Origin of the sequence: Caulobacter sp. CCNWLW153 (assembly GCF_036889365.1) — a bacterium.
Classification (GTDB): Bacteria; Pseudomonadota; Alphaproteobacteria; order Caulobacterales; family Caulobacteraceae; genus Caulobacter; species Caulobacter radicis.
The window spans coordinates 159,154-182,975 of sequence record NZ_JBAKFV010000004.1 but is presented as its reverse complement, the minus strand read 5'-3'; the positions used below and the strand labels follow the sequence as shown (position 1 = coordinate 182,975).

Sequence of the window (23,822 nt, the reverse complement as noted above, 5' to 3'; positions counted from 1 at the left end):
GGTCAGGCTCCCTGTTGGTCGGCGAAGATGACCATCACCCGCGCGCCGCGGGCGATGATGGTTCCGGCGCCCGGCGACTGGACCATGGCCTGGCCGGGCGCGACGGCGGGGTTCAGGCCGCGCGGACCGGTGCTGGCCTCCAGCACCAGGCCCACGGAGGTCAGCACCCGGCGCACCGCGCTTTCGGTCAGTTGCAGCACGTCTGGCACGCGCGGCCCGTCGTCGCTGGTGGGGACCTTCTCGGGGATGAACTGGAACTTCAGGTCGCTCAGCGAGTCCTGCGGCAGGGCCTTGAGGGTCTCGGTGTCGGGAAACTCCATGCTGCCGGTGTCGCGCAGCACGCCCTTGGCGCTGATCTGGATCGTGCCCAGCGAGAAGCCGGTGGGCTTCAGGGTCTTCTGGGCGGTGTCGAGCTGGGTGGCCATGTCGGTGGCCAGGTCGGTGACGGCGACGGTCCGCATGGTGGCGAGGGCGGGATTGATCGTGGCGGTGGTCCCGGTCGTGCCAGTGGTCGTGCCCGTGGTCGTACCTGCGGGCGGTCGGGTCTTGATCTCGTCGATCTCGAGGTCCTTGGCGACCAGGGTGGCGCGCAGGCGGGAGATCTCCTTCGCCTGCTCGGCGGCCGTGCGGCTGCTTTCGACCAGTTGCGCGTCCCGGCTCGCCAGGTCCTGGTCGCGCTGGGCCAGCCGGGCGTTGAGGGTCTTGGTCGTCTCGTCGGCGGCCTTGGCGGCGTCGGCCTTCTCGGCGCGGACGGCGGCGATCTGGGCGTCGCGCTCGGCCAGTTGCCTGGTCTGGGCCGAGAGCTGGGTGTCGCGGGCGGCGAGGTCCTGGTCGCTCTTGGCGCGGACGGCGGCGATCTGGGTGTCGCGTTCGGCCAGTTGCTTGGCCTGGGCCGAGATCTGGGTGTCGCGGGCAGCCAGGTCCTGATCGCTCTTGGCCAGGCGGGCGGTGAAGGTCCTGGTCGTATCGTCCACGGCCTGGGCCCTGACGGCGGCGACGTCGACGCTGGGCGTGGCGACCGGGGCGTCGGTGGCCACCACCCCGCCGATCGGCGTCGCCGTCCGCAGGGTGCGGGCCGACAGGGTGCGGGCGATCGCCGTCTCGGCGGGCGCCAGGCGGCGGACCTGGCCGAAGTCGATGGTCAGGGCGCCGGTGCGGGCGTTGCGGGTGAATTCCGGTGCGGCCGAGATCACGCCCGCGCCCTCCACCAGCCGGAAGGCCGGGGCGAAGGGCAGGGTGTCGTCGGCGATGGCGCCCGCGCCCTTGGCCGTGCCGGTGGCGTCGGTCTTGGCGCTGGAGGCGCTGGCCCAGGCGCCGGTCTTCAGGTCGAACAGCTGAACGTCCAGCGACGCGCCGACCGCGACATTGCCGTCGGCGTCGGTCAGGCGGGCGGTCCAGGAGAAGGCGGTGCTCATCCCACTTCCTCCATCCCGACCACGCCGCGGCCGCTGTAGGCGCCGATCGAGGCGACCACCACGACGACGGCGCGGGGCGGCTCCTTGGCGATCGACAGGGTCGCCAGGGCGCGGCCGTCGGAGCCGGTGCGCAGCAGGGCCTGCTGCAGGCGGGTGCCGGGCTGGCGCACGAAATTGGCCACGCCGCGCGCCGCCGACAGGGTGGCGCTGGCCGCGTCGTCGATGTTCAGCTCAACCGGCTGGTCGGCCAGCACCTCGCCGGCGCTGTTGGTGACCAGGATCGAGAGGTTCGCCACGCCGCCGATATTGCCGCCGCCCGAGGCGGCGATGCGCGGCGTGGGCAGGCCCTCGCCCGGCGGGGTGGCCACCAGCCGTCCGCTGATCGTGCTGGAGACCTGCTGGTTGGTGCTGTTCTGGTCCTTGGCGGTGAACAGCAGGGCGATCGGCCGGCCGCCGCTGTCGGCCTTGGTCTGCATGTCGACCTTGATCGAGAAGTCGAGGAACGGCAGCTGGTACCCGCCGATCGGCGCGCCGCTGGCGTCGACCTTGGGGCCGCTGTTCAGCGCCAGCTGCGCCTCGCGCACCCCCTCGGCGAGGGCCACGAGCAACTCCTCGATCGAATTGCCGACGAAGCGGCTTTCGGCCGGCATCAGGCGTCTCCCTCGGACTCTTCGGAGCGCTTGGCCTTCAGGCGCTCCAGGGCGCGGTCGCGACGGGCGTCGTCGCGGGCCTCGTCGGCTTCCTTCAGCTCTCGCACGTCGCTGGCCATTTCGCGCAGGCGGTCGGCCTTGTCGGCGAAGTCGGCGACCTCGCCCACATAGGACGACAGCTTGCGGGCCGTCTCGCGCACATATGGATCGGCGCGGCCCAGGCCGGGGATCTTCTCGCGGGCCCGCTCGATCCAGTCGGACGGGATGGCGTCGCGGGCGCCGTCGAGCGCGCGCTCGGCGGCGGCGTAGGCCTTGCGGCCGCGGCTGACCATGTCGCGGGCCTTGGCCAGGCGGCGGTCGAGCGGATCGGTGGCGGTCGCCGCGCGAGGGCGCTCGGCGGGATCGCGCAGCGCCCGGCCGGCGTCGCGCAAGCCCCGCCCGGCGTCGGCCAGGGACGACAGGCGGCGCGAGGGCTCGGTCAGCGGCTCGGCCTCGCGCCGGGCCGCCAGGCGTTCCCACGGGGCCTCGCGCGACGCCGCGGCGGCGGGACGTTCCCAGGGGGCGTCACGGGGCGGGGCGGCGGGGCGTTCCCACGGCGTTTCACGAGGCGAGGCGGCGGGCCGTTCCCAGGGCGCCTGGCGAGGAGAGGCGGCCGGCCTCTCCCACGGCGCCTCGCGCGGGGCGGCGGCGGGGCGCTCGAAGATCTCGGTCGGAGTGAAGCGTCGAAGATCGGGCGTCAGGCCTCCGGGCGTCGGCCGCACCTGTTCGCCCGGCGTGGCGCGCAGGCCTTCGCCGGCGGTGGCCCGCAAGGCGTCGGCCGCGGTGCCGCGCAGCGCCGGCGGCAGGGCGGGCGGATGCGGGTCCGGGCGTGGTCCGGCCTGGGCCCGGGCGACATCGCGGCTCGCGCCCCAGCGCTCCAGTTCGGCGCGGCGCTGGTTCAGCGGGGTCACGGCGTAGCGCGGATCGCCGAGCGCGCCCTGGCCGGTCAGCTGGGCCATCTTGCTTTCCAGCGCCTGGCGTTCGGCCAGCAGCCGCGCCAGGTTCGGAGACAGGGCGGCCGGATCGGCGCCCGGCGGCAGGCCGACGGCCGGAGAGGGGGCCGCGCGGGCCGGCGTCGGCGCCGGCGCCTTGGCGCGACGCAGCGCGTCCTTCCAGGGCGGATCGCTCATCCGTCGTCGGGGTCCTTGGGCGGCGGCGCGCGTCGCTGCTCGATCAGCGCGCGCACCCGTTCCTCGAACAGGGCCGGCGGCGGTATGGGCACCAGCTTGGTGCGCATCAGGCTCGAGCCCTCGGCGCTGTACTGGTACTTGGCCGCGTAGCTGGCGCTGACGCTGCTGGCGCTGACCGCCCCGCCGCCGCCGAACGGCGTCCAGAAGCCGCCCGCCTTGACCGTGGTGGCGCTGCTGCTGCGCTTGATCTCGGTCTCGGACTTGAACGAGATCGACATCTTCAGCTCGATGACGGTGTCGACGAACTGATAGAAGGTCGGCGTGAAGCCCAGCTCCAGCAGGCTGTATTCCTGCCCGTCGCCGAACTTGACCATGTAGCTCTTGGACTTGGCGCCTTCGCCGTCCTTTTCCTCGTCGGCGTCCTCGTCATAGCCGGCCATCATCCGGGCGATGCGGAGCGACACGAGGTCGAGTTGAAGCTGGGCGGTGGCGATGCCGACCCCCAGGCGCTGCACCATCTCCGGGAAGGGGACGGCGAGCAGTTCTGTGCCCACGCTCATGGCGCGTCCTCCGTCCGGGGATTAGTCGTCCTTCTTCTCTTCCTTGCCCAGCTTGATATCGAGCAGGCGGCGGCGACGCTCGACCTCCTCGTCCAGCTGGCGGCGGATGCGCTCTTCCAGGATGGCCGGCTGCGGGATCGGCACCAGCTTGGTGCGCAGCAGGCTCGAGCCCTCGGCCGAATAGCTGTATTTCGACGAGTAGGTGGCGTCGACCTGGCTGGTTGAGACCTGGCTCGTGTTGCTGGTCCCGGCGCGGCCGCGGAACAGGCTCCAGCTGAAGCTCGCCCCCTTGGTGGTCACCTGGTTGGTGTTGCGCGAGCTGTGGCTCGACTCGCTGGTCCGGGTGATCTTGATGGCGATCTTCACCTCGATGATCGTGTCGACGAACTGGTAGAAGGTCGGCGAGAAGCCCAGCTCCAGCATCGACAGCCGCGTCGGCACGCGGATCAGGGTCTTGGGATCTTCCTTGTTCTTGGCCAGTTCGGCCTTCTGGGTCTCGACGACCTTGACCAGGGCCGCGGTGTCGCCGCCCGAAATGGCGTTGTCGGCCTCGATATAGGCCAGGGCGTCCGAGGGGGTCATCAGGTCGTAGCCGAAGAAGATCCGGCTGTCGTCGAAGGTGGTGTTGCCTTCGTCGTCGGTGACCGCCTGCAGGCCGCCCATCATCTCGGCGACCTCGATGCTGTTGGCGTCGAGCTTGATCTGGCCCTCGGCGATGGCGAAGGCCATCTGGCGGATCATGTCCCCCATGGGGACGTTCAGAAGTTCTCTTCCGATCGACATGTCTGGTCCTTCCTACGGTGGGGGGGCGGGCGCCGGCGCGGGGGCGGGCTCGCTGATCTTGCGGAGCAGGGTTTCGAGGTTCTCGGGCGGCGGCAGGCTGACCAGCCGGGCCGCGATAGAGCTCATGCCCTCGGCGCTGACCGAGAACTTGCGCGCGTAGCTGACGTTGACCGAGGCGGCGACCATGACGAAGCCGGCCTGCACGCCGACCGTCGCCCCGGCCGACACGCCGAACTCGGTGCTCTCGGTCATGCTGAACGAGAGCTTGGCCTCCACCGTGGCCTCGGTGAAGCTGTAGAAGGTGGGCGTGAAACCCAGCGAGATCAGGTTGTGCGTCTCGCCGCCCAGCTCGACCTCGGCCTCGGCCATGGCCTTGGCCGTCTCGATGCTGTTGCGGTCGAGCGCGGACTGCGCCTGGGCGATGGCGATCCCCAGCCGCTCGATGATCTGCGGCAGCGGCGCGGAGAGCAGCTGCCGGGTGACGGACGCGGTCTCGCTCATGGGGTGGGCGTCGGGGTCGGGGTCGCGTCTTTGGCCCGCGCGAGGAAGGTCTTGATCTCGTCGAGGAACTCGACGGGCGCGGGCACGGCGACGATGCGGGCCGAGATGCTGCTGTTGCCGTTGATCGACTGCTCGAACTGCCGGCTGGTGCGATAGTCGACCGACAGGCCCACGGCGACCGAGACCTTGGGCTTGTCGCCGCTGGCCGTCGGTGCGGCGGCGATCTTGTCCAGGGCCTTGGTGACACTGGCGCCGTCGGCGGCCGACAGCGCGATGTCGTTGGCCGACAGGGTGACGAGGTTGATGATCACCGCGTCCTTGGCGTCCGAGAAGCTGACCACGCCGCCCTTGCGCACGGCGCGGACGCCGTGGGTGGCGCTGCCGGCGTTGACGTCGCGCGCCAGGTTGAAGGCGTAGGCCTGGGGCGAGTTGGCGTCGAGCGTCGTCCCGCCGTCGCTGGCGGCCGTGCCGCTGATCGCCACCGAGGTTTCCGAGGCGCCGACCTTGACGGCCGTGCCGTCCACCGGAACCGCCGAGAAGTGGCGCACGATGATGAAGCCGTTGCCGCCGCCGGAGCTGGTCTTGTCGGGCGTCGGCGTGGTCTGCAACTGCGTGCCGGCGGACTCGACCACAATCAGCAGGTCGTTGGAGTCGGCCAGCAGCACCTCGGCCCGGCGGAACTGCTGGTTGGCGACGTTGTCGACCGCGCCCTGGGCTTTCCAGCTGGCCTCGCCGCGGCTTTCGACCTTGCGGATCTGGCCGGGCGCGACGCCGTTGTCGCGCAGGAACTCGGCCACCTTGTTGGCGCGGTCCAGGCCCAGCTTCTGATTGTAGGGATCGGTGTCCACGCGGTCGGTGAAGCCGACGACGTCGACCGTCGCGCCGTTGGCCTTCAGAGCGCGGGCCACCAGGGTCAGTTCCTCGACGGCGGCCTGCTTCAGGTCGGACTTGCCGCTGTCGAACAGCGCCAGCCCCAGCGTGCCGCCGCCGACCGGCAGGTCGGAGCCGACCGGATCGCGCAGCAGCTTGGCCTTGAAGCCGCCCAGCGTGTTGATCTGGCTGGCGACGGCGCGCGCGTAGAGCAGGTTGTTGGCCTTGGCGTCGACCTTGGTGCTCTTGCCCGCAGCCAGCACGAACTCCTCGCTGGTGTTGTTGGTCGGGGTCTCGACGATGCGGATGACGCCCAGGCTGGCCTCGGAGGCGGCGTAGAACGCCACGCTGGTGTCGGTCTTGATCGGGTTCTTGGCGGTGTCGGGCTCGAGCTTGAACGGCACCTTGGTGCGCTTGGCGCTGACATAGGCGCGCTCGAACTTGCCGGTGGGCGCGCCCAGCTTCTTGGCCAGGTCCTCGGCGGCGGCCTCGACATCGGCGCCGGCGGCGTCGGTCTTGGTCCCGTCGACGGTGACGCTGGCCGGCAGGCTCTTCAGCGTGACCTGGGCCTCGCGGGCGTTGGCGGGGGCCTGGGGGCCGCCCTGGCCGAAGCCGAAGTCCAGCTTGCCGCCGATGCCGAAGGCGCTGGCCTCGCCGACCTTCATGGTCAGCTGCATCGAGACCGACAGGTCGGCGTGCTGGTAGTGGTAGAACGGCGGCGACAGGCCCAGTTGCAGCAGGCTCTTGCCGCCGAGGCCGGGGCGCGGTTCGACGTACTCGCCGACCTGGGCCAGGCTGTTGAGGTCGAGCGCCTTCTGGGCGTCGGCGATCGACAGGCCCATGGCCTTGATGAACTCGGCGACGCTGGCGTCGGCCAGGATCTGGCCCGGCGTCATCTTCTCGATGGGGTTCTTGTCAGCCATTCATCGGCTCCTTGATCCGCGGCGCCTGGGGCCCCGTTGGGGACTCGCAGGCGCGCGCCTTGTCGACGGTGTCTGCGCGCACGGTCCAATAGCCGTGGACGCGCTGGGCTTCGGACAGCCGGCCGGCGGGCACGCCGAGGCCGCGGGCGGTCCAGGCCAGGAGGCTGCGGGACAGGGGCAGGGCCTCGTCCAGGGAGACGGCTGCGGCCAGGCTTTCGCGGGCGGCGGTCACGTCGCCGGCCTTGAGCTCGTTGACGCCCTTGCGCTCCAGCAGGCAGGCGCGGTCGCGGCGCTGGAAGTCGCTGGGCGTTCCGTCGCCCAGCTCGGCGGCGGCGCTGCTGGCGGCCTCGCCAGCCAGGACGGCGGCCTGCTCGTGGGCCCCCGTGCGCTCCAGGCTTTCCAGGACGCAGTGCAGGTAGTGGCGGGCGAAGATCTGCGGCGCGCGCACCCCGTGGGCCAGGCGCAGCGCCTCGCGGTACTTGGCCAGGGCCTGGTCGTGACGGCCCTTCAGCGCCAGGAGCTTGCCGGTCTCGGCGACGCCGGCGTGCAGGCGATGGATGTCGAGGGCGCCGGTCATGCGCGGAGCTCGGAGAACAGCACCTCGGCGCCGGCCGCTTCCAGCCGGTGGCGTAGCAGGCGCGCGCGCGGCAGGGGCATCAGGCCCGTGGCGAGCGGGGCGACGCCGGACAGGCCGACCTCGGCCAGGACCGCGGCGGGGGCCGACAGGATGTCGAGCGCCTGGTGCGAGAAGGTCTCCAGCTCGGCGCGCACCGTCAGCCCTGCTTCGGCGTAGGCGGCCAGGCGGCCCTCCAGGTCGGCGAAGGCGACGCCGGCCTCGATGGGCACGGGCAGGGCGTCGCGCAGCAGGTCGAAGTCCTCGGCCGGAACGCCGGCCAGGGCCTCCAGCGCCGCGGCGGCTTGCGGCGGCGCGGCGACGAGGTCCAGGGTGAAGCGCAGGAAGGCCTGGTCGACGATCCGCACCTGCTCGGGCGCCTTCAGTCGCCGCCACAGGGCGTCGGCCTCGCCGCGGCTGAGGTCGAAGACGGTGGCCGAGCCGCCGGCCGAGACGTCCGCGCCCGCCGGCAGTCTCTGGCGCAGGACGCTGGCCTGCAGGTGCGACAGGTCGCTGGCGAAGAGGGCGAAGCGGGCCTGGTCCGGCCGGCTGGCGGTCAGGCGCACGGCGCCCGGCGGCAGGGCCGTTTCCAGCGCCCGCACGGTCGGCTCGGTGACGGCCCCCAGGATCACCCCCGGCGGGGTCAGCAGCAGGTCGAGGGCGGCGGCGGGCTCCATGCCCAGGAAGCGCCCGAGGATGGCGGCGACGGCGTCGGCGGCGTCGAGGTCGATCAGCTCGGCGGCGAGGTCCATCGTCGGGGCGCGGGCGAGGGCGGCGCCGGCGGGGGCCACCGAGGCCTCGACGCCGAGCGTTCCGATCAGCGCGGCCAGGCGTGTCGCATCGGCCGCCGGCAGGTTGGCCAGCAGTCGGGCGGGGGCGCGATACAGGGCGTCGACCACCGTCTCGACCGGCAGTTCCAGGGCCTGGCTGAGCACCGAGGCCGCACGGGGCGAAGCGTTCCCGATGCTGGTGATCAGCAGGTCGGCGGCCTCAGGTTCGACGCTTGGATACGCTACGCTGGGGGACACCGACGACTCGAGCACCAACACCTCCCATAAGGCTGGTTTCGACCGGGCTTATCCACGCTCTAGTTGGCGTGGCGATGGACTCGTGTCAGAGTTGTAAAGCTTTGTAAAGTTCGGAAGTCTTGCACGTGGTGAATTTGCGCCCTGTGCGATCGGCCGCATGCGGACGATCGGGGTCAGCGCCTCGCCAGCAAGGCTCCAGCTCCGGCCAGGGCGGCCAGGGCGGCGGCCGCGAAGACGCCGCGCAGGTCGCCGCCGGTCGAGGCCACGGCGATCCCCAGCAGCGGGCCCAGCGCCTGTGACGCCGCCACCGCCACGTTCATCAGGCCAAGGTCCCGGCCGTTGCGCGCGTTGTCGGGCAGCACCTCGGCCACGAGGGCCAGGTTGCTGGTCGAGTAGACGCCGTGGCCGACGCCGAAGACGATCTGCGCGACCAGCGGGCCGGGCCACTCCGGCGCCAGCAGCAGCAGGGCGACGCCGCCGGCGATCAGCACGCCGCCGGCGATGACGACGGGGCGACGTCCCAGCCGGTCGGACAGCGGGCCGCTCATCGCGCCGGCCGCCAGCATCCCCAGGGTCGAGGCGGTCAGCAGCAGGCCGAACGCGGCCTCGGGCGCCACGCCGGGCAGCCGGCCGGCCAGGTCGCCGCGGTCCTTGAGGTAGAAGAACAGGTACAGCGTATGCAGCGCCACGGCGGTCTCGACCAGCAGGCGCGAGGCGAAGACCATCCGGAACCCGCGGTCGCCGAAGGCGGTGAGCCGGAGGCTTGGCCAGGCGACCGGGGCGCGGGCCGGGGCGGGCGGCTCGCGCAGGGTCAGGGTGAAGGGCAGGACGAGCAGGGCGGTCGCGGCGATGACGGCGGCGTAGCGGCTGGCCGCCGAGACCAGCAGGGCGCCGACGACCAGGGCCGTGAACAGCTTGGAGGCGGGCAGGGCCAGGCCCGCCCAGGCCGCCGCCGCGCCCTTCTGGTGGTCGGGCACGAGGTCGGGCAGCACCGCCGCCAGCGGCGCGTAGAGGGCGTTGACCGCCAGTTGCAGCACCACGACCGCGCCCAGCATCTGCCATGGGGTCTGGGCCAGGCCGACGAGCACCAGGCCCAGCGCCGTGGCCGCCCAGCCGCCGAGGATCCAGGGGCGACGCCGGCCGAAGCGGCTGCGGGTGGCGTCGCTGAGCGCGCCGAAGGCGATGTGGGCGACGGCGGCGGTGACGGCGCCGACGATGGAGATCTGGCTGAGGGTCAGGTCGCGGGCGTGCGGCGCCACCTCGGCGGCCTTCAGCGGCGCCAGCAGGGTCAGGAACGGGATGAAGGAAACGAAGGCGCCGGCGTTGGCCAGGCCATAGCCCGCGAGGAAAAGTCGCGAGCGCCGCTGGGCGGGTTCGGCTTCTGTAAATGGGCGGCCGCCTTGATCCATCCGTGGTTTATGCGATCAGGACAGCTTGCGGTCGAGCTATTGTCAGCCTGGCCGTTCGTCACCATCGTGTCGCCCAGCGTTCGGTTCGGAGAGTTCATTGACGGCAAGACGGCCCACCATCGACGACGTCGCGCGCCTTTCGGGCGTCGCGCGGACGACGGTCTCGCGGGTGCTCAACGACGGCCCCAATGTCCGCGACGAGGTGCGGGCCCGGGTGATGGAGGCGGTCAAGGCGCTGGACTACAAGGTCAATCCGCAGGCCCGCTCGCTGGCCGGCGGCGGCAGCCGGCTGCTTGGCCTGGTGTTCGCCTCCGACCTCGAGAGCGAACCGAACTCGTTCTACCATTCGGCCCTGGAACTGGGCGCGCTGCGCGGCTGCCTGGAGCTGGGCTACCAGCTGGTGACCCGCCACATCCCGCTGCAGAGCGCCGACCGCGAGCAGCAGGTCTATGACCTGATCGCCACCCAGCGCTGCGAGGGGCTGATCTTCACGCCGCCCTATTCGGACGACGCGGGCCTGATCGCCGAGGTGCTGCGGCGCGGCTGCAAGGTGGTGTCGATCTCGCCGGGCGGGGCGGGCAGGGGCCTGGCCGACGGCGTGGGCATGGACGACGAGGCCGGCGGCTACGACATCGCCCGCCGGCTGATCGATCTTGGCCATCGCCGATTCGCCTTCATGGGCGGCATCGAGGGCCACTTGTCGGCCGACCGGCGCCTGGACGGCCTGATGCGGGCCCTGTCCGAGGCGGGTCTCGGGGACGCCGACCTGATCCAGGTGCGGGGCGACTTCACCTTCCGTTCGGGGGTCGAGCTGACGCCCCGCCTGCTGGACGATCCGCTGCATCCGACGGCCCTGGTCTGCGCCAACGACGACATGGCCGCGGGCGCGCTTTCGGTGGTCCACGGACGCGGCGTGAAAGTGCCGCAGGACCTGTCCGTGACGGGCTTCGACGACACGCCGGTGTCGGCCATCGTCTGGCCGCCGCTGACCACCGTGCACCAGCCGCTGAAGGACATGGGACGCCGCGCGGTGGCCCTGCTGGCCAGCCGCCTGACGGGCGGCCGGGCCGAGGCCGAACCTGAGTTCGACTGCCTCGACCACGCGGTGGTCGAACGGGGCACCGCAGCCTCCGCCCCCTGATCGAACCTCGATCCCCTTGACAAGGCCGACGCGTTGCGGCCTTTGTTGGAAGCGCTTCCAATTCACGAAAGCGCGGCTTTTCGACGCCGAATCCGCAAGAGACGGGGCGAGGAGGGCCAGGGAAGAGACGCAGTAGGGGAGAGTACCTTGATCCATCACGCCCATTCGGCCGCGCGCGCCCGCGCCGGCGCCCAGCGCTTCAAGCAGCTGGCCTATGCCTCGGCCGGAGCCCTGTCTCTGCTGGCCGGCGCCGCCCACGCCCAGGACGCCGCCCCGACCCAGGAAAACACCGCCGTCGACGAGGTGGTGGTCACCGGCTATCGCCGCAGCCTGGAGAAATCCGCCGAGATCAAGCGCCGCGAGGTCGGCGTGGTCGAGGCGGTGTCGGCCGAGGACATCGGCAAGCTGCCCGACGTGTCGATCGCCGAGTCCCTGGCGCGCCTGCCGGGCCTGACCGGCCAACGCGTCAACGGCCGGGTGCAGGTGATCTCGATCCGCGGCCTTTCGCCCGACTTCTCGACCACCCTCCTGAACGGCCGCCAGCAGGTCAGCGCCGGCGACAACCGCGCCGCCGAGTTCGACCAGTATCCGTCCGAACTGCTCAACAGCGTGGTGGTCTACAAGACCTCGAACGCCGCCCTGATCGGCCAGGGCCTGTCGGGCACGGTCGACATGCGCACCGTCCGCCCGCTGGACCAGAAGGGGCGGGTGATGACCCTGAACGCCCGCCGCGAGATCAGCGACCTCGACAAGGCCAATGCCGACGGCTCCAAGAGCGGCTACCGCTTCAGCGCCTCCTACATCGACCAGTTCGCCGATGGCGCGATCGGTGTCGCGCTCGGCTACGCCCACCTCGACAGCCCCACCCAGGTCCAGCAATACAAGGCCTGGTACTGGGAGCAGCCGGCCCAGTTCACCGGCGCCAACGCCGGGGCCTACAGCCTGGGCGGCCAGGAGATCTTCGCCACCAACCGCGACCAGGTGCGCGACGGCTACATGGGCGTGCTGGAATGGCGGCCCAACGACAAGCTGCACTCGACGCTCGACCTGTTCTACTCGACCTTCGACCAGAAGGAGGTCCGCCGCGGCATGCAGTGGTTCTCCAGCCCCAGCACGCCCGACGCCACGGTGTTCCTGAACCCCGGCTTCACCAAGGTCGGCAACTCGCTGATCAACACCTCGGGCACGGCGACCAACGTCACCCCGATCGTCCGCAACGACCGCAACACCCGCAAGGACGAGCAGTTCGCCCTGGGCTGGAACACCTCGTACGTGTCGGGCGCGACCACCTACACCGCCGACATCGGCTATTCGAAGGTCGAGCGCCGCGAGCAGATCCTCGAGACCTACGCCGGCTACGGCCCGATCCGCACCTTCGACAACATCGGCTACGACCTCACCTTCAACGGCGTGGGCAAGTACACGACGGGCCTGGACTACGCCGACGCGGCCCGCATGCAGCTGGGCGATCCGGCGGCCTGGGGCGGCTGGGGCCATGACGGCGCCATCCGCTTCCCCGAGGTTGAGGACCGGATGTTCACCGGCGACTTCCGCATCGACCACGACGTCTCCGAGACCCGTCTCGGCGGCTTCCTCAGCAGCGTGCAGGCCGGGATCAACTATGCCGACCGCAAGAAGGACAAGACGGTCTCCGACAACGACCTGTTCCTGAAGAACGGCCGCGCCCCGACCACGGTGGCCTCGCAGTACCTGCTGGCGCCGGCTTCGTTGTCGTTCGCGGGCATCGACCAGGTGCTGGCCATCAACCTGCAGAAGGCCCTGCCGGTCTATTACGACATCGTGCCGATCGGGAACGCCGACGACTACAACAAGGATTGGAAGATCCAGGAGCGCCTGACCACGGCCTACCTGATGGCCAAGATCGACACCCATGTCGGCGCGCTGCCGATCAAGGGCGACATCGGCCTGCAGTACATCTCCACCAAGCAGGAATCGACGGGCTACACCGTCAGCGGCGGCACGGCCCAGGCCCCCAGCCTCGTCACCGTCGAGGACACCTATGACGAGCTGCTGCCGAGCCTGAACCTGACGGCCGAGCCGGTCGAGAACCTCTATGTCCGCTTCGGGGTGGCCAAGACCTCGGCCCGTCCGCGCCTGGACGACATGCGCGCCAGTATCACCGCCGGCGTCGACGCCCTGACCTTCCGCTGGAGCGGCTCGGGCGGCAATCCGTACCTGAAGCCGTGGAAGGCCACCGCCTTCGACCTGTCGGTCGAGAAGTACTTCGCGCCGGGGACCTACATCGCCGTCGCCGGCTACTACAAGGACCTTGAGACCTACATCTACAACAAGTCGGTCGACTACGACTTCTCCAACGTGCCCAACACCGGCACCGTCACGCCGATCAGCAACATCGGCCTCCTGACCCGTCCCGAGAACGGCGAGGGCGGCAAGCTCTACGGCTACGAGATCTCGGGCGCGGTCGACTTCGGCCTGATCACGCCGTGGCTGCAGGGCTTCGGCTTCGTCGGCAGCATGTCGCACACCAAGACCGACATCCAGCCGGACGGTCCCGGCTCGAGCAACGCCCTGCCGGGCCTGTCGGGCGACGTCTACAACGTCACCGGCTACTACGAGCGGGCCGGCTTCTCGGCCCGGATCAGCAAGCGCCACCGCTCGGCCTTCCGCGGCGAGGTGGTGCAGCTGTTCGCCTATCGCGGCTTCACCCAGGTGCTGGCCGACGAGCAGGTCGACGCCCAGATCGGCTACGAGTTCCAGGACGGGCCGCTCAAGGGCCTGTCGGCCGTGCTGCAGGTCAACAACCTCGACAACAGTCCCTACCGCACCCGCACCGGCGTGCTCTCGGACGGCACCATGCTGCCCGAGACCAACGACCAGTACGGCCGGCAGTACATCTTCGGTCTGAACTACAAGTTCTGACCCCTGCTCGCGGAGGGCCGATCCCTTCCCCCGGCCCTCCGCGCTTTTTTCGTTTCGACGAGGCCCGCCTTCGACAGAGGCGCGGGCCCCCTCGCGCCCGGTTTGCGGCGCCCCCGATCCCGACACGGAGTAGCCCATGACGACCGCCGCCCAGCCTTCATCCGCCCTGCGGATCCTGCGCCGGACCTCCGCCGCCGTGGCGCTGCTGGCCCTGCTGCCGGCCGCCAGCCTTGCCCAGACCATGCCGACAAAGGACAGCGCGCCGCTGGCCGCGCGGGCCGGCGACCCGGTCTGGGCGCGGGCCGACGCCCTGGTCAGGCAGATGACGCTCGACGAGAAGATCACGTACCTGCACGGCCTCTTCCCGCCCAACACCAAGCCGGCCCCCACCGACATGATCCCCTCGGCCGGCTATGTGCCGGGCGTGCCGCGCCTGAAGATCCCGACCCTGCGCGAGAGCGACGCCAGCCTCGGCGTCGCCAACCAGGTCGAGCAGCGCAAGGGCGACACCGCCACGGCCCTGCCGTCGGGCCTGGCGCTGGCCGCCACCTTCGAGCCGAAGCTGGCCTATGAGTCCGGCGCGATGATCGGCGCCGAGGCCCGCGCCAAGACCTTCAACGTGCTGCTGGCCGGCGGCGTCAACCTGACCCGCGACCCATGGGCGGGCCGTAACTTCGAGTATCTGGGCGAAGACCCGCTGCTGGCCGGCGAGATGGCCGGGGAGTCGATCCGCGGGGTGCAGAGCAACCACATCGTCTCGACCATCAAGCACTTCGCCATCAATTCGCAGGAGACCGGCCGCCACGTGATGGACGCCCGCATCGGCGAGGCCGACCTGCGGGAAAGCGACCTCCTGGCCTTCCAGATCGCCATCGAGAAGGGCCAGCCGGCCTCGGTGATGTGCGCCTACAACAAGATCAATGGCGACTGGGGCTGCGAGAACGACTTCCTGCTCAACAAGGTGCTCAAGCGCGACTGGAACTATCCGGGCTGGGTGATGTCGGACTGGGGCGCGGTGCACAGCACCACCAAGGCCGCTCTGGCGGGCCTGGACCAGCAATCGGGCCAGGAGCTCGACAAGCAGATCTACTTCGGCGACGACCTGAAGGCGGCCGTTGCCAGGGGCGAGGTCAGCCAGGCGCGGGTCGACGACATGGTCCGCCGCATCCTCTATGGCGTGATCGCCACCGGCCTGATCGACAACCCGACCCCGGCCAGCGCCCAGCCGATCGACTACGCGGCCAACGCCAAGGTCGCCCAGGCCCTGGCCGAGCGCGGCGCGGTGCTGCTGAAGAACGATCGTAACCTGCTGCCGCTGGCCAGGACGGCGAAGAAGATCGTGCTGGTCGGCGCCCACGCCGATGTCGGCGTGCTGTCGGGCGGTGGTTCGTCCCAGGTGCGCTCGGTCGGCGGCGCGCCGGTCGAGATCCCGCTGAACGGCGGCGAGGCGGCCTCGTTCGTCCGCGTCACCTGGCACGCCTCCTCGCCCCTGCAGGCGATCAAGGCGGCCTATCCGAACGCCGAGGTCTCTTACGTCGACGGCAAGGACCCCGCCACGGCCGCGGCCGCCGCGCGGGACGCCGACCTCGCGATCGTCTTCGCCTGGCACTGGCAGACCGAGGCGCAAGATGCGCCCTCCATCGCCCTGCCGGAGAACCAGGACGCCCTGATCGACGCCGTCGCGGGCGCCAACAGGAACTCGCTGGTGGTGCTGGAGACCGGCGGCCCGGTGCTGATGCCGTGGCTCGACCGGGTCGGCGGCGTGTTGCAGGCCTGGTACCCGGGCCAGCGCGGCGGCGAGGCCATCGCCGGCATCCTCAGCGGCGCGGTCAATCCGTCGGGCCGCCTGCCGATGACCTTCCCCAGGACCGAGGACCAGGCCCCGCGCGCCTCCGCGCCCGGCTATGCCGAGCAGGCCGCCATCGACGACGCCCGCCGCGCAGGCAAGGAAGCGGGGCCGATCAAGGGCTTCCCGGTCGAGTACGGGGAAGGCGCGGCGGTCGGCTACCGCTGGTTCGCCGAGAAGAAGCTGCAACCGCTCTATCCGTTCGGCTACGGCCTCTCGTACACGAGCTTTGGCTACAGGAACCTGAAGGTCGAGGACGGCGACGGGCTGAAGGTCAGCTTCGACGTCACCAATACCGGCAAGGTCGCCGGCGCCGATGCGCCGCAGCTCTACGTCACCGCCGGCAAGCGCAAGTCGATGGTTCGGCTGGCCGGCTTCCAGAAGGTCGACCTGCAACCGGGCGAGACCAAGCGTGTGACCCTCAGCGTCGATCCGCGCGTGCTGGCCGACTATGACACCGCCAAGCCGGGCTGGACCCTGCCGGCCGGCGCGTATCCGCTCTATGTCGGCGCTCACGCGGGCGATCCGGCCCTGACCGGTTCGGCCAAGCTGAAGGCCTGGAGCCGCAAGCCGTGATGCGCCTGGCCCTGATCTCGACGGCCGCCGTCCTGGCCCTGGGGGGCTGCGCCAGCGTCTCTCCGGCGCCCGAACGCGCCGCCCGCGCCTGGGTGACCACCGGCGACAAGGCGCAGCTGCTGGCCGAGCAGCCGCCGCCGGCCAGCCTGGCGGCGGGCGAGGGCGACGACCTGCCGGTCGTGACCGTGGACGTCGCCGCTCGCGACCAGTCGATCGTCGGCTTCGGGGCCTCGATCACCGACGCCTCGGCCTGGCTGATCCAGACCAGGATGTCGGCCTCGCAGCGACAGGCTCTGCTTTCGGAGTTGTTCGGGCGCGGGGAGGGCGGGCTCGGCGTCAGCTTCACCCGCGTGACCATCGGCGCCTCGGACTTCTCGCTCGACCACTACAGCCTGGACGACGCGCCGGGCGGGGCGGCCGATCCGGAGCTTGCGCACTTCTCGACGGCGCGGCCCGAGCAGTACGTGTTCCCCACCGTGCGGGCGGCGCTGAAGATCAATCCGGACCTCAAGGTCATGGCCTCGCCGTGGAGCGCGCCGGCCTGGATGAAGACCACAGGCTCGCTGGTGAAGGGCCAGCTGAAGCCCGACGCCTATCCGGTCTATGCGGAGTTCTTCGCCCGTTACGTCAAGGCGGCCAAGGCCCAGGGCGTGCCGACCGACTATCTCAGCGTCCAGAACGAGCCGGACTTCGAGCCCGAGAACTATCCGGGCATGCGCTGGCCGGCCGCCGACCGGGCGCGGTTCTTCGGCGACAACCTGGGTCCCGTCTTCGCCCGCGAGCGGATCGGGACCAAAGTGCTCGACTGGGACCACAACTGGGACCAGCCGCAGCAGCCGATGACCGTGCTGGCCGACGCGAAGGCCAGGGCGGTCGTCGCGGGCGTGGGCTGGCACTGCTACGCCGGCGACGTCACGGCCCAGGACGAGGTGCGCAAGGCCCACCCGGACAAGGACGTGTTCTTCACCGAATGCTCGGGCGGCCAGTGGGCGGCCAAGTTCGACGAGAGCTTCCTGTGGATGATGGACAAGCTGATCGTCGGCTCCACCCGGGGCGGGGCGCGGGGCGTCCTGATGTGGAACCTGGCGCTCGATGAAAAGTACGGACCGCACGCCGGCGGCTGTGGCGACTGCCGGGGCGTGGTGACCATCGACCAGGCCACCGGCGCGGTCGAGCGGAACCAGGAATACTACGCCTTCGGCCACGCCAGCCGCTTCGTGCGGCCGGGCGCGGTGCGGGTCGGATCGCCCGCCGAGGCAGCGGGGCTGAGGACCGTGGCCTTCGTCAATCCCGACGGCGGCCGCGCCCTGATCGTGCTGAACCAGACCGGCGAGGAGAAGGTCTTCGCCATCGTTGACGGCGCCCGGCGCCTGAAGGCGAGGCTTCCCGCGAGGTCGGCGGGCACCTTCGTCTGGTAACGACGCGGGGCGGCGGAAGAACTGTCACGAAGCCGTGGTAGCCGCCGCCCCATGCTCCCGAAGGCCGCTTCTCCTGCGCCGGCGCGTCCTGACGCGTCATGACCGACCTGGCGTCCCTGCGCGCCCAGCGCGACGAGCTCTATCACTTCATCGTCCGCCGCACCCGTGACCCGGCCGCCGCCGACGACCTGGTGCAGGAAACCTTCGCGCGCCTTCTGACCTACGAGAAGGCGCGCACCGTCGCCGACCGGGCGGCGCTCGGCTATCGCATCGCCCTCAACCTCGTCCGCGACCATTTCCGCAGCCGCAAGCGGCGGCCGACAGAGATGCTGGACGATGAGATCCCCTGCCAAGCCCCGGCGCCGGAGCAGATCCTCATGCATCGCCAGAAGGTCGAGGTGTTCGGCAGGGTGCTGGACGCCATGCCGCCGCTGCGTCGCGACGTCTTCATCCGCCGACGCCTGCACGGCCAGACGACGCGCGAAATCGCGCACGCCCTGGCCATGAACGAGGCCGCCGTCGAGAAGCACGTGGTGCGGGCCCTGGAGCAACTGCACCGCGAGATGACCAAGGCCGAGCGGCGGGCCGCCGGAGGCCGCCGATGAGCCGCGCCCGCCGCACCGCCGCCTTGTGGGCCGCCCGCCGCATGGATCCGGCCTTCCACGACGAAGCCGGCTTCGAGGCCTGGAAGTCGGACGACCCGGCCAATGCGCAGGCCTTCGACCAGGTCTGGGGCGTCAACCAGGACAGCGCCCTGACCGAGGCCATGAAGCTCAGCGAGCAGCGTCGCCTGGCCAGGCGACGTCAGGCGGGACCGATCGCGGCCCTGGCCGGAGGCGTGCTGGCCTGCGGCCTGGCCGTGGCCCTGGCCTGGCCGCAACTTCAGCTTATGACCGTGACGCCCACGGCCTTTGAAACCGCGCGGGGCGAGCACCGCGCCGTCGTGCTGGAGGACGGCACCAAGGTCATGCTCGACGGCGACACCCATCTGGAGGTGCGCCTGGGCATGGGCCGCCGAGAGGTGGCGCTGAGCCGGGGCGAGGCCTTCTTCGACGTCGCCCATGACGAGGCGCGGCCGTTCACCGTCAGGACCGCCGCCGGCTCGGCCCGCGTGCTGGGCACGGCCTTCGACCTGGAGATCAGCGACGAACGCGGTCCCGAGCGTCTGGAGCTGTCGGTGCATCGCGGCCGGGTGCGCCTGGCGCCCGACGGCCTGATCCGCCGCACCGCCGACCTGACCGTCGGCCAGCGCGCCTTCGCCACCGAGGGAAGGCTGTCGAAGGTCCGATCCTTCGATCCCCTGGCCGACGACTGGCGTTCGGGCTGGCTGGAGACCGACGGGGTCACCCTGGGCCGGCTGGTCGAGCGCGTGAACCGGTCCTCCGAGCGCCGCATCGTCATCGCCGATCCGGAACTGGCCCGCCAGCGGGTGGCCGGCCGCTTCCGCCTGGACGAGCCGGCGGCCCTGGTTCGCAACCTCGCTTTGGTCCACGGCTTCGAGGTGCGCGAGGGGCGGGGCGGCCTGGTGATCAGCCGGTGAGGGTCGCCGGCCGTCGCCGAAACTTCACAAAAATCCCTGTCCTGAATGGGGGCGCGGCGGCGTCTTCCCCGCCGAAGCCGGCCTGACGCCGCGCATTCGGGGATAGTAAGATGACCTTCAAGACCTGGACCCTGTGGAGCACGGCCTCGGCCGCGGTCCTGATGTCGGCGACGACGGCGATGGCCGCTCCGGCGCCCAAGCCCGCCCTGGCCATTCCGGCCGGCGACCTGGCCACGGCTCTTCCGGCCTTCTCGCGCGCCACGGGCCTTCAGGTCCTGGCCGATCCGGCCCTGCTGGCCGGCAAGCGCACCCCCGGCGTGCGCGGCGAGCTCGACGCCGAGACGGGGCTTTCCCAGCTGCTGCGCGGCACCGGCCTGACCTATGTCCGCAACGGCGGCGCGGCCGTGCTGCGTCCCGCCGCCCAGAAGATCTCGACCGCCCCGGCTCCCGCCCGCCGCGCCGAGGCCGCCGCGTCCGTCGCCGCCGCCGAGCCGGCCGCCGACGATTCCGCCACCGTCGAGGAGATCGTCGTCACCGGCGGCTTCGCCAACTCGCTGGCCCGGGCGCTCGCCGACAAGCGCAAGGCCGCCAACGTCGTCGACGCCATCTCGGCCGAGGACATCGGCAAGTTCCCGTCCAACAACATCGCCGAGGCGCTGCAGCGCGTGCCGGGCGTGGCCATCACCCGCGATCGCGGCGAGGGCCTGTTCGTCCGCGTCCGGGGCCTGGGTCCCAACTTCCAGATCGTCACGCTGAACGGCCGCAGCGCCGCGGTGAACGAGAACATGCGCGACAGCGGCCAGAGCGGCCGTCAGTTCCGCTTCGACACCCTGCCGTCGGAACTGGTCGCCGGCGTCGAGGTCGGCAAGACCCCGCTGGCCTCGCTGGACGAAGGCGCGATCGGCGGCGTGGTCGACATCAAGACCTTTCGCCCCCTGAACCTGGGCAAGAACACCATCGCCGCCTCGGCCACCGCCAGCCATCCGGAGCTGGCCGGCGCCACCGACCCGCGCGTGTCGGGCCTGCTCAGCTGGGTCAACGAAGACAAGAGCTTCGGCGCGCTGCTGGCGCTCGTCTACGACCAGCGCACCCTGCGCCAGGACCGCGTCACCGGCGTCAGCTGGAGCTATGCCGACACCTCGACCACCCTGGGCAGGAGCCTGGCCGCGCAGGGGATCAACCTCTATCCGACCGCCATCCGCCCGACCCTCGAGCGCGAGGACCGCGAGCGCAAGGGCCTGGTGTTTTCGGCGCAGTACCGTCCGACCGACGCCACCGAGATCACCTTCGACGCCAGCTACACCCACCTCGACGACCACTATGACGAGCTGACCTATTCGGTCGACCAGACGGCCTCGACCCTGGTTCCAGGCTCGCTGGTGGTGCGCGACGGCACGCTGGTCGGCGGCACCGTGACCTCGACCAGCCAGATCGGCCGCGAGGTCAGCGACCTGGCCCACGACAACCTGATGCTGGCCATCAACGGCAAGCAGCGGATCGGCGAGTGGACCTTCTCGGGCGACGCGGCCTACGCCCGCGCCTACAGCGAGACCTCCAAGCCGATCACCCGCACCCGCCTGCTGGGGGCCATCGGCCAGACGACCTTCAACATGAGCAAGGTCGACGATGACGTGCTGCCCAGCGTCACCCTGGCCACGGCGAACCTGTCGAACCCGTCGCTGCTGCCGTTCCGCCGCATCGAGTGGCGCACCAACGACTCGCTGGACCTGGAAAAGGCCATCCAGGCCGACGCCGAGCGTCCGGTGCAGTGGGGGCCGTTCACGCGCGTGGCCTTCGGCGTGAAGTTCCGCGAGCGTGAGCGCAGCTACAATCGCGCCGACATCAACTTCACCACCAACCTGGCCAACAAGTATTTCGACGCCAGCTATTTCGAGGCCTTCCCGGCCGGCGACTTCCTGGGCGAGGTGGGCGGCAGCCTGCCGCGAACCTGGGTGATGCCCGATCCTGAGAAGTTCTGGGCCCTGGCCGACAAGACCCAGAAGGGCACCGCCCGCGCCGACCAGCGCAACTCCTACTTCGTGTCGGAAGAGATCCTGGCCGGCTACGGCCTGACCGACATGGACACGCAGGTGTTCGGCCGTCCGCTGCGCGGCCAGCTGGGCGTCCGCGTCGCCCAGACCAAGCAGGTCTCGGCCGGCCACGCCGACACCGGCAGCGCCGCCATCCCCGTGCGCTACGAGAAGACCTATACCGACGTCCTGCCGACGCTGAACTTCGCCATGGACATCACCGACACCCTGCAGGCCCGCGTCGCGGCGGCCAAGGTGATCACCCGTCCGTCGCTGGCGGATCTAGCCCCGCGCCTGACGCTGAACTCGTCGGGCACGGTGCTGACGGCCGTCGGCGGCAATCCGCAGTTGCAGCCGTTCGAGGCCTGGCAGTACGACGCGACGCTGGAGTGGTACTTCGCCCCGGGCAGCGCCCTGGTGGCCGGCGCCTTCTACAAGGACATCACCACCTTCGTTTACAGCCAGAAGACCAACATCGTGGTCGACGGCCAGACCTACCAGCTGACCTCGCCGACCAATGGCGGGCAGGCCAGCATCAAGGGCGTCGAGCTGGCCTACCAGCACCTGTTCAAGAACCTGCCCGCGCCGTTCGACGGCCTCGGCTTCCTGGCCAACTACACCTACACCGACACCGAAGCGACCTACTCGCCGACCCTGACGGACGCGATGGTCAACGTGGCCAAGAACAGCTTCAACATCACGGGCTTCTACGAGAAGGACCGCTTCGCCGCTCGCGCCGCCTACAGCTGGGTGGACGACGTGCTGCAGGATGTCGGCGGCGCGGGCCTGTCGGCCCTCAACGATGCGGCGTTCGGCTCGCTGGACGCCAGCGTCAGCTACAAGATCACCGACAACATCACCGCGGCCCTCGAAGGCCAGAACCTGACCGACGCCGCCCAGTGGCAGTTCGTTAAGGGCGGCTGGTTCGGCGGCTACACCCACTACGGCCGCACCGTCAGCTTCGGCCTGCGGGCCAAGTTCTAAGGCCCAGGTCGCTCCGTTTGCGGAGCATCGTCGCGGCCGTCTGCACAGCTGGGCGGCCGCGACGGTGATCTCTTGTTCCAGCGGGGGCCTCTGCTTGACCCCCCGTGATCCGATCCCCTCGACTGGCCCGCGCGATTCCGCCGCGCGGGCCGCTTTTTCGTTTTCGGGAGTTTCGATGCGTCTGCTTGCCCGCTTTTCCGCCTTCGCCCTGGCCGCGCTCGTCGCCGCGCCCGCCGCCGCCCAGACGTCCGGCGAGACCCTGGAGAAGGTGGTGATCCTCAGCCGCCACGGCGTGCGCGCGGCGATGTCGAGCCCCGAGCGACTGGAGACGGCCACCGCGCGTCCGTGGCCGCGCTTTTCGGTCCCGCCGGGCCACCTGACGGCCAATGGCGGGACGCTGTCGACCCTGTTCGGCGCCTATTACCGCGAACTCTACGCCAGGCAGGGCCTGCTGGCCGGCGCTGACTGCGGGCAGGTCTACTACTGGGCCAATGTCACCCAGCGCACGATCGCCACGGCCAAGGCGATGGGCGAGGGGCTGTCGCCGGGCTGCGCCATCGACGTCCACACGGTGGGCGAGGGCAAGGCCGATCCGCTGTTCGAGCCGGTGAAGGCCGGCGTCGCCAAGCCGGACATGGCCCTGGCGCGGGCCTCGGTCGCCGGCCGGGTGGGCGGGAATCTGGTCGCCTGGAGCGCCGGTCATGCCGACGCCATCGCCAGCCTCGACGCGCTTCTGATGCAGTGTGACGCCGCGCCGTGCCCGAAGGCGCCCGGCAAGCGCCGCGTCTATGACGAGCCGGCGGCCTTCCTCGACGACGCCGACGAGACGGTCGGCATCTCGGGGCCCGAAGCCTTCGCCTCGGGGATCACCGAAAGCATGCTGATGGCCTGGGCCGACGGGCAGGACTTCGCGGGGCAGGGGTGGAAGGGTCTGGACGAGGCGGCGCTGCTCAGGGTCTTCCCGCTGCACCAGGCCGAGTTCGACCTGCGGCTTCGCTCGCATGAAGTCGCGCGGACGGGCGCCGGCCACCTGGCCTCGAAGATCCTGGCGACGCTGGAGGCCAAGCCCGGCAAGGACGCGATCGGCGGTCCGGACGCGAAGATGGTGGTGATCGTCGGCCACGACGGCACCCTGGCCATGCTGGGCGGCCTGCTCGGCATGGAGTGGGTCGCGCCCGGCTATCAGCCGGGCCAGATCGCGCCGGGCGGAAACCTGGTCTTCGAACGCTGGAAGCGCGCGGACGGCGCGCGGGTGATCCGCGTGCGCTACGCGGTGCAGAGCCTGTCGCAACTACGCGAGAAGACGCCCCTGACCTTGGCTGCGCCGCCTTCGGCCTCGCCGATCTTCGTGCCGGGGTGCAGCGGGGCCGGCGCGGGTTACGACTGCCCGATCGAGGCGTTCGCGGCGGTGGTGAAGGGGGCGGTCGCCCACTGATCCCAATCTCCCGTCATTCCCGCCCTTGTG

General features: G+C 70.8%; 18 protein-coding genes. 8 read left to right on the top strand and 10 right to left on the bottom strand.

Annotation, left to right across the window (positions count from 1 at the left end; all coding sequences use genetic code 11):
• Window positions 1-2 precede the first annotated feature (2 nt).
• From V6S85_RS08375 to V6S85_RS08330, 10 genes are all read right to left on the bottom strand, one after another.
• On the bottom strand, window positions 3-1,415 hold the full coding sequence (locus V6S85_RS08375; RefSeq protein ID WP_334348666.1) for a PASTA domain-containing protein: 1,413 nt from the start codon (window positions 1,413-1,415) through the stop codon (window positions 3-5).
• On the bottom strand, window positions 1,412-2,065 hold the full coding sequence (locus V6S85_RS08370) for a hypothetical protein (protein ID WP_334348665.1): 654 nt from the start codon (window positions 2,063-2,065) through the stop codon (window positions 1,412-1,414). The genes V6S85_RS08375 and V6S85_RS08370 overlap by 4 nt, the downstream gene beginning before the upstream one ends.
• Window positions 2,065-3,234 carry a hypothetical protein gene (locus tag V6S85_RS08365; protein WP_334348664.1) on the bottom strand — a complete coding sequence of 390 codons (1,170 nt, stop codon included), beginning with the start codon at window positions 3,232-3,234 and terminating at the stop codon, window positions 2,065-2,067. The genes V6S85_RS08370 and V6S85_RS08365 overlap by 1 nt, the downstream gene beginning before the upstream one ends.
• Entirely contained in the window at window positions 3,231-3,794 is a 564-nt protein-coding gene (locus V6S85_RS08360) for a hypothetical protein (RefSeq protein WP_116570018.1), read from the bottom strand. Before V6S85_RS08360 ends, V6S85_RS08365 begins: the two co-directional genes overlap by 4 nt.
• Before the next feature lie 21 nt (window positions 3,795-3,815).
• Window positions 3,816-4,577 (bottom strand): hypothetical protein, encoded by a 762-nt coding sequence (locus tag V6S85_RS08355; protein WP_334348663.1) that lies wholly within the window; start codon window positions 4,575-4,577, stop codon window positions 3,816-3,818.
• 12 nt (window positions 4,578-4,589) lie between these two features.
• Entirely contained in the window at window positions 4,590-5,078 is a 489-nt protein-coding gene (locus V6S85_RS08350) for a hypothetical protein (protein ID WP_207780824.1), read from the bottom strand.
• Window positions 5,075-6,871 carry an OmpA family protein gene (locus V6S85_RS08345; RefSeq protein WP_334348662.1) on the bottom strand — a complete coding sequence of 599 codons (1,797 nt, stop codon included), beginning with the start codon at window positions 6,869-6,871 and terminating at the stop codon, window positions 5,075-5,077. Before V6S85_RS08345 ends, V6S85_RS08350 begins: the two co-directional genes overlap by 4 nt.
• Window positions 6,864-7,448, bottom strand: a complete 585-nt coding sequence (locus V6S85_RS08340) for a hypothetical protein (protein ID WP_334348661.1) — start codon at window positions 7,446-7,448, stop codon at window positions 6,864-6,866. Before V6S85_RS08340 ends, V6S85_RS08345 begins: the two co-directional genes overlap by 8 nt.
• Window positions 7,445-8,527 (bottom strand): hypothetical protein, encoded by a 1,083-nt coding sequence (locus tag V6S85_RS08335; RefSeq protein WP_133244842.1) that lies wholly within the window; start codon window positions 8,525-8,527, stop codon window positions 7,445-7,447. Before V6S85_RS08335 ends, V6S85_RS08340 begins: the two co-directional genes overlap by 4 nt.
• Before the next feature lie 158 nt (window positions 8,528-8,685).
• Complete coding sequence (locus V6S85_RS08330) at window positions 8,686-9,921, bottom strand: MFS transporter (protein ID WP_334348660.1); 1,236 nt, start codon at window positions 9,919-9,921, stop codon at window positions 8,686-8,688.
• Window positions 9,922-10,018: 97 nt separating this feature from the next.
• Between V6S85_RS08330 and V6S85_RS08325 the strand changes: the two genes are divergently transcribed.
• From V6S85_RS08325 to V6S85_RS08290, 8 genes are all read left to right on the top strand, one after another.
• Window positions 10,019-11,062: a LacI family DNA-binding transcriptional regulator gene (locus tag V6S85_RS08325; protein WP_116570013.1), complete on the top strand. Its 1,044-nt coding sequence runs from the start codon at window positions 10,019-10,021 to the stop codon at window positions 11,060-11,062.
• A 147-nt stretch (window positions 11,063-11,209) separates the two neighbouring features.
• A complete protein-coding gene (locus V6S85_RS08320) occupies window positions 11,210-13,963 on the top strand; it encodes a TonB-dependent receptor (RefSeq protein WP_334348659.1) in 2,754 nt (917 codons plus the stop codon).
• Between the two features lie 136 nt (window positions 13,964-14,099).
• On the top strand, window positions 14,100-16,385 hold the full coding sequence (locus tag V6S85_RS08315; RefSeq protein WP_334348658.1) for a beta-glucosidase: 2,286 nt from the start codon (window positions 14,100-14,102) through the stop codon (window positions 16,383-16,385).
• The gene (locus tag V6S85_RS08310) at window positions 16,385-17,803 is read left to right on the top strand and encodes a glycoside hydrolase family 30 protein (RefSeq protein ID WP_334348776.1); all 1,419 of its coding nucleotides are present in this window, start codon (window positions 16,385-16,387) and stop codon (window positions 17,801-17,803) included. Before V6S85_RS08315 ends, V6S85_RS08310 begins: the two co-directional genes overlap by 1 nt.
• A gap of 98 nt (window positions 17,804-17,901) precedes the next feature.
• Complete coding sequence (locus V6S85_RS08305) at window positions 17,902-18,408, top strand: RNA polymerase sigma factor (protein ID WP_116570010.1); 507 nt, start codon at window positions 17,902-17,904, stop codon at window positions 18,406-18,408.
• Complete coding sequence (locus tag V6S85_RS08300; protein WP_334348657.1) at window positions 18,405-19,343, top strand: FecR family protein; 939 nt, start codon at window positions 18,405-18,407, stop codon at window positions 19,341-19,343. The genes V6S85_RS08305 and V6S85_RS08300 overlap by 4 nt, the downstream gene beginning before the upstream one ends.
• A 110-nt stretch (window positions 19,344-19,453) precedes the next feature.
• Complete coding sequence (locus V6S85_RS08295; protein WP_334348656.1) at window positions 19,454-22,357, top strand: TonB-dependent receptor; 2,904 nt, start codon at window positions 19,454-19,456, stop codon at window positions 22,355-22,357.
• Between the two features lie 175 nt (window positions 22,358-22,532).
• A complete protein-coding gene (locus V6S85_RS08290; protein WP_334348655.1) occupies window positions 22,533-23,792 on the top strand; it encodes a histidine-type phosphatase in 1,260 nt (419 codons plus the stop codon).
• The last annotated feature ends 30 nt before the right edge of the window (window positions 23,793-23,822 follow it).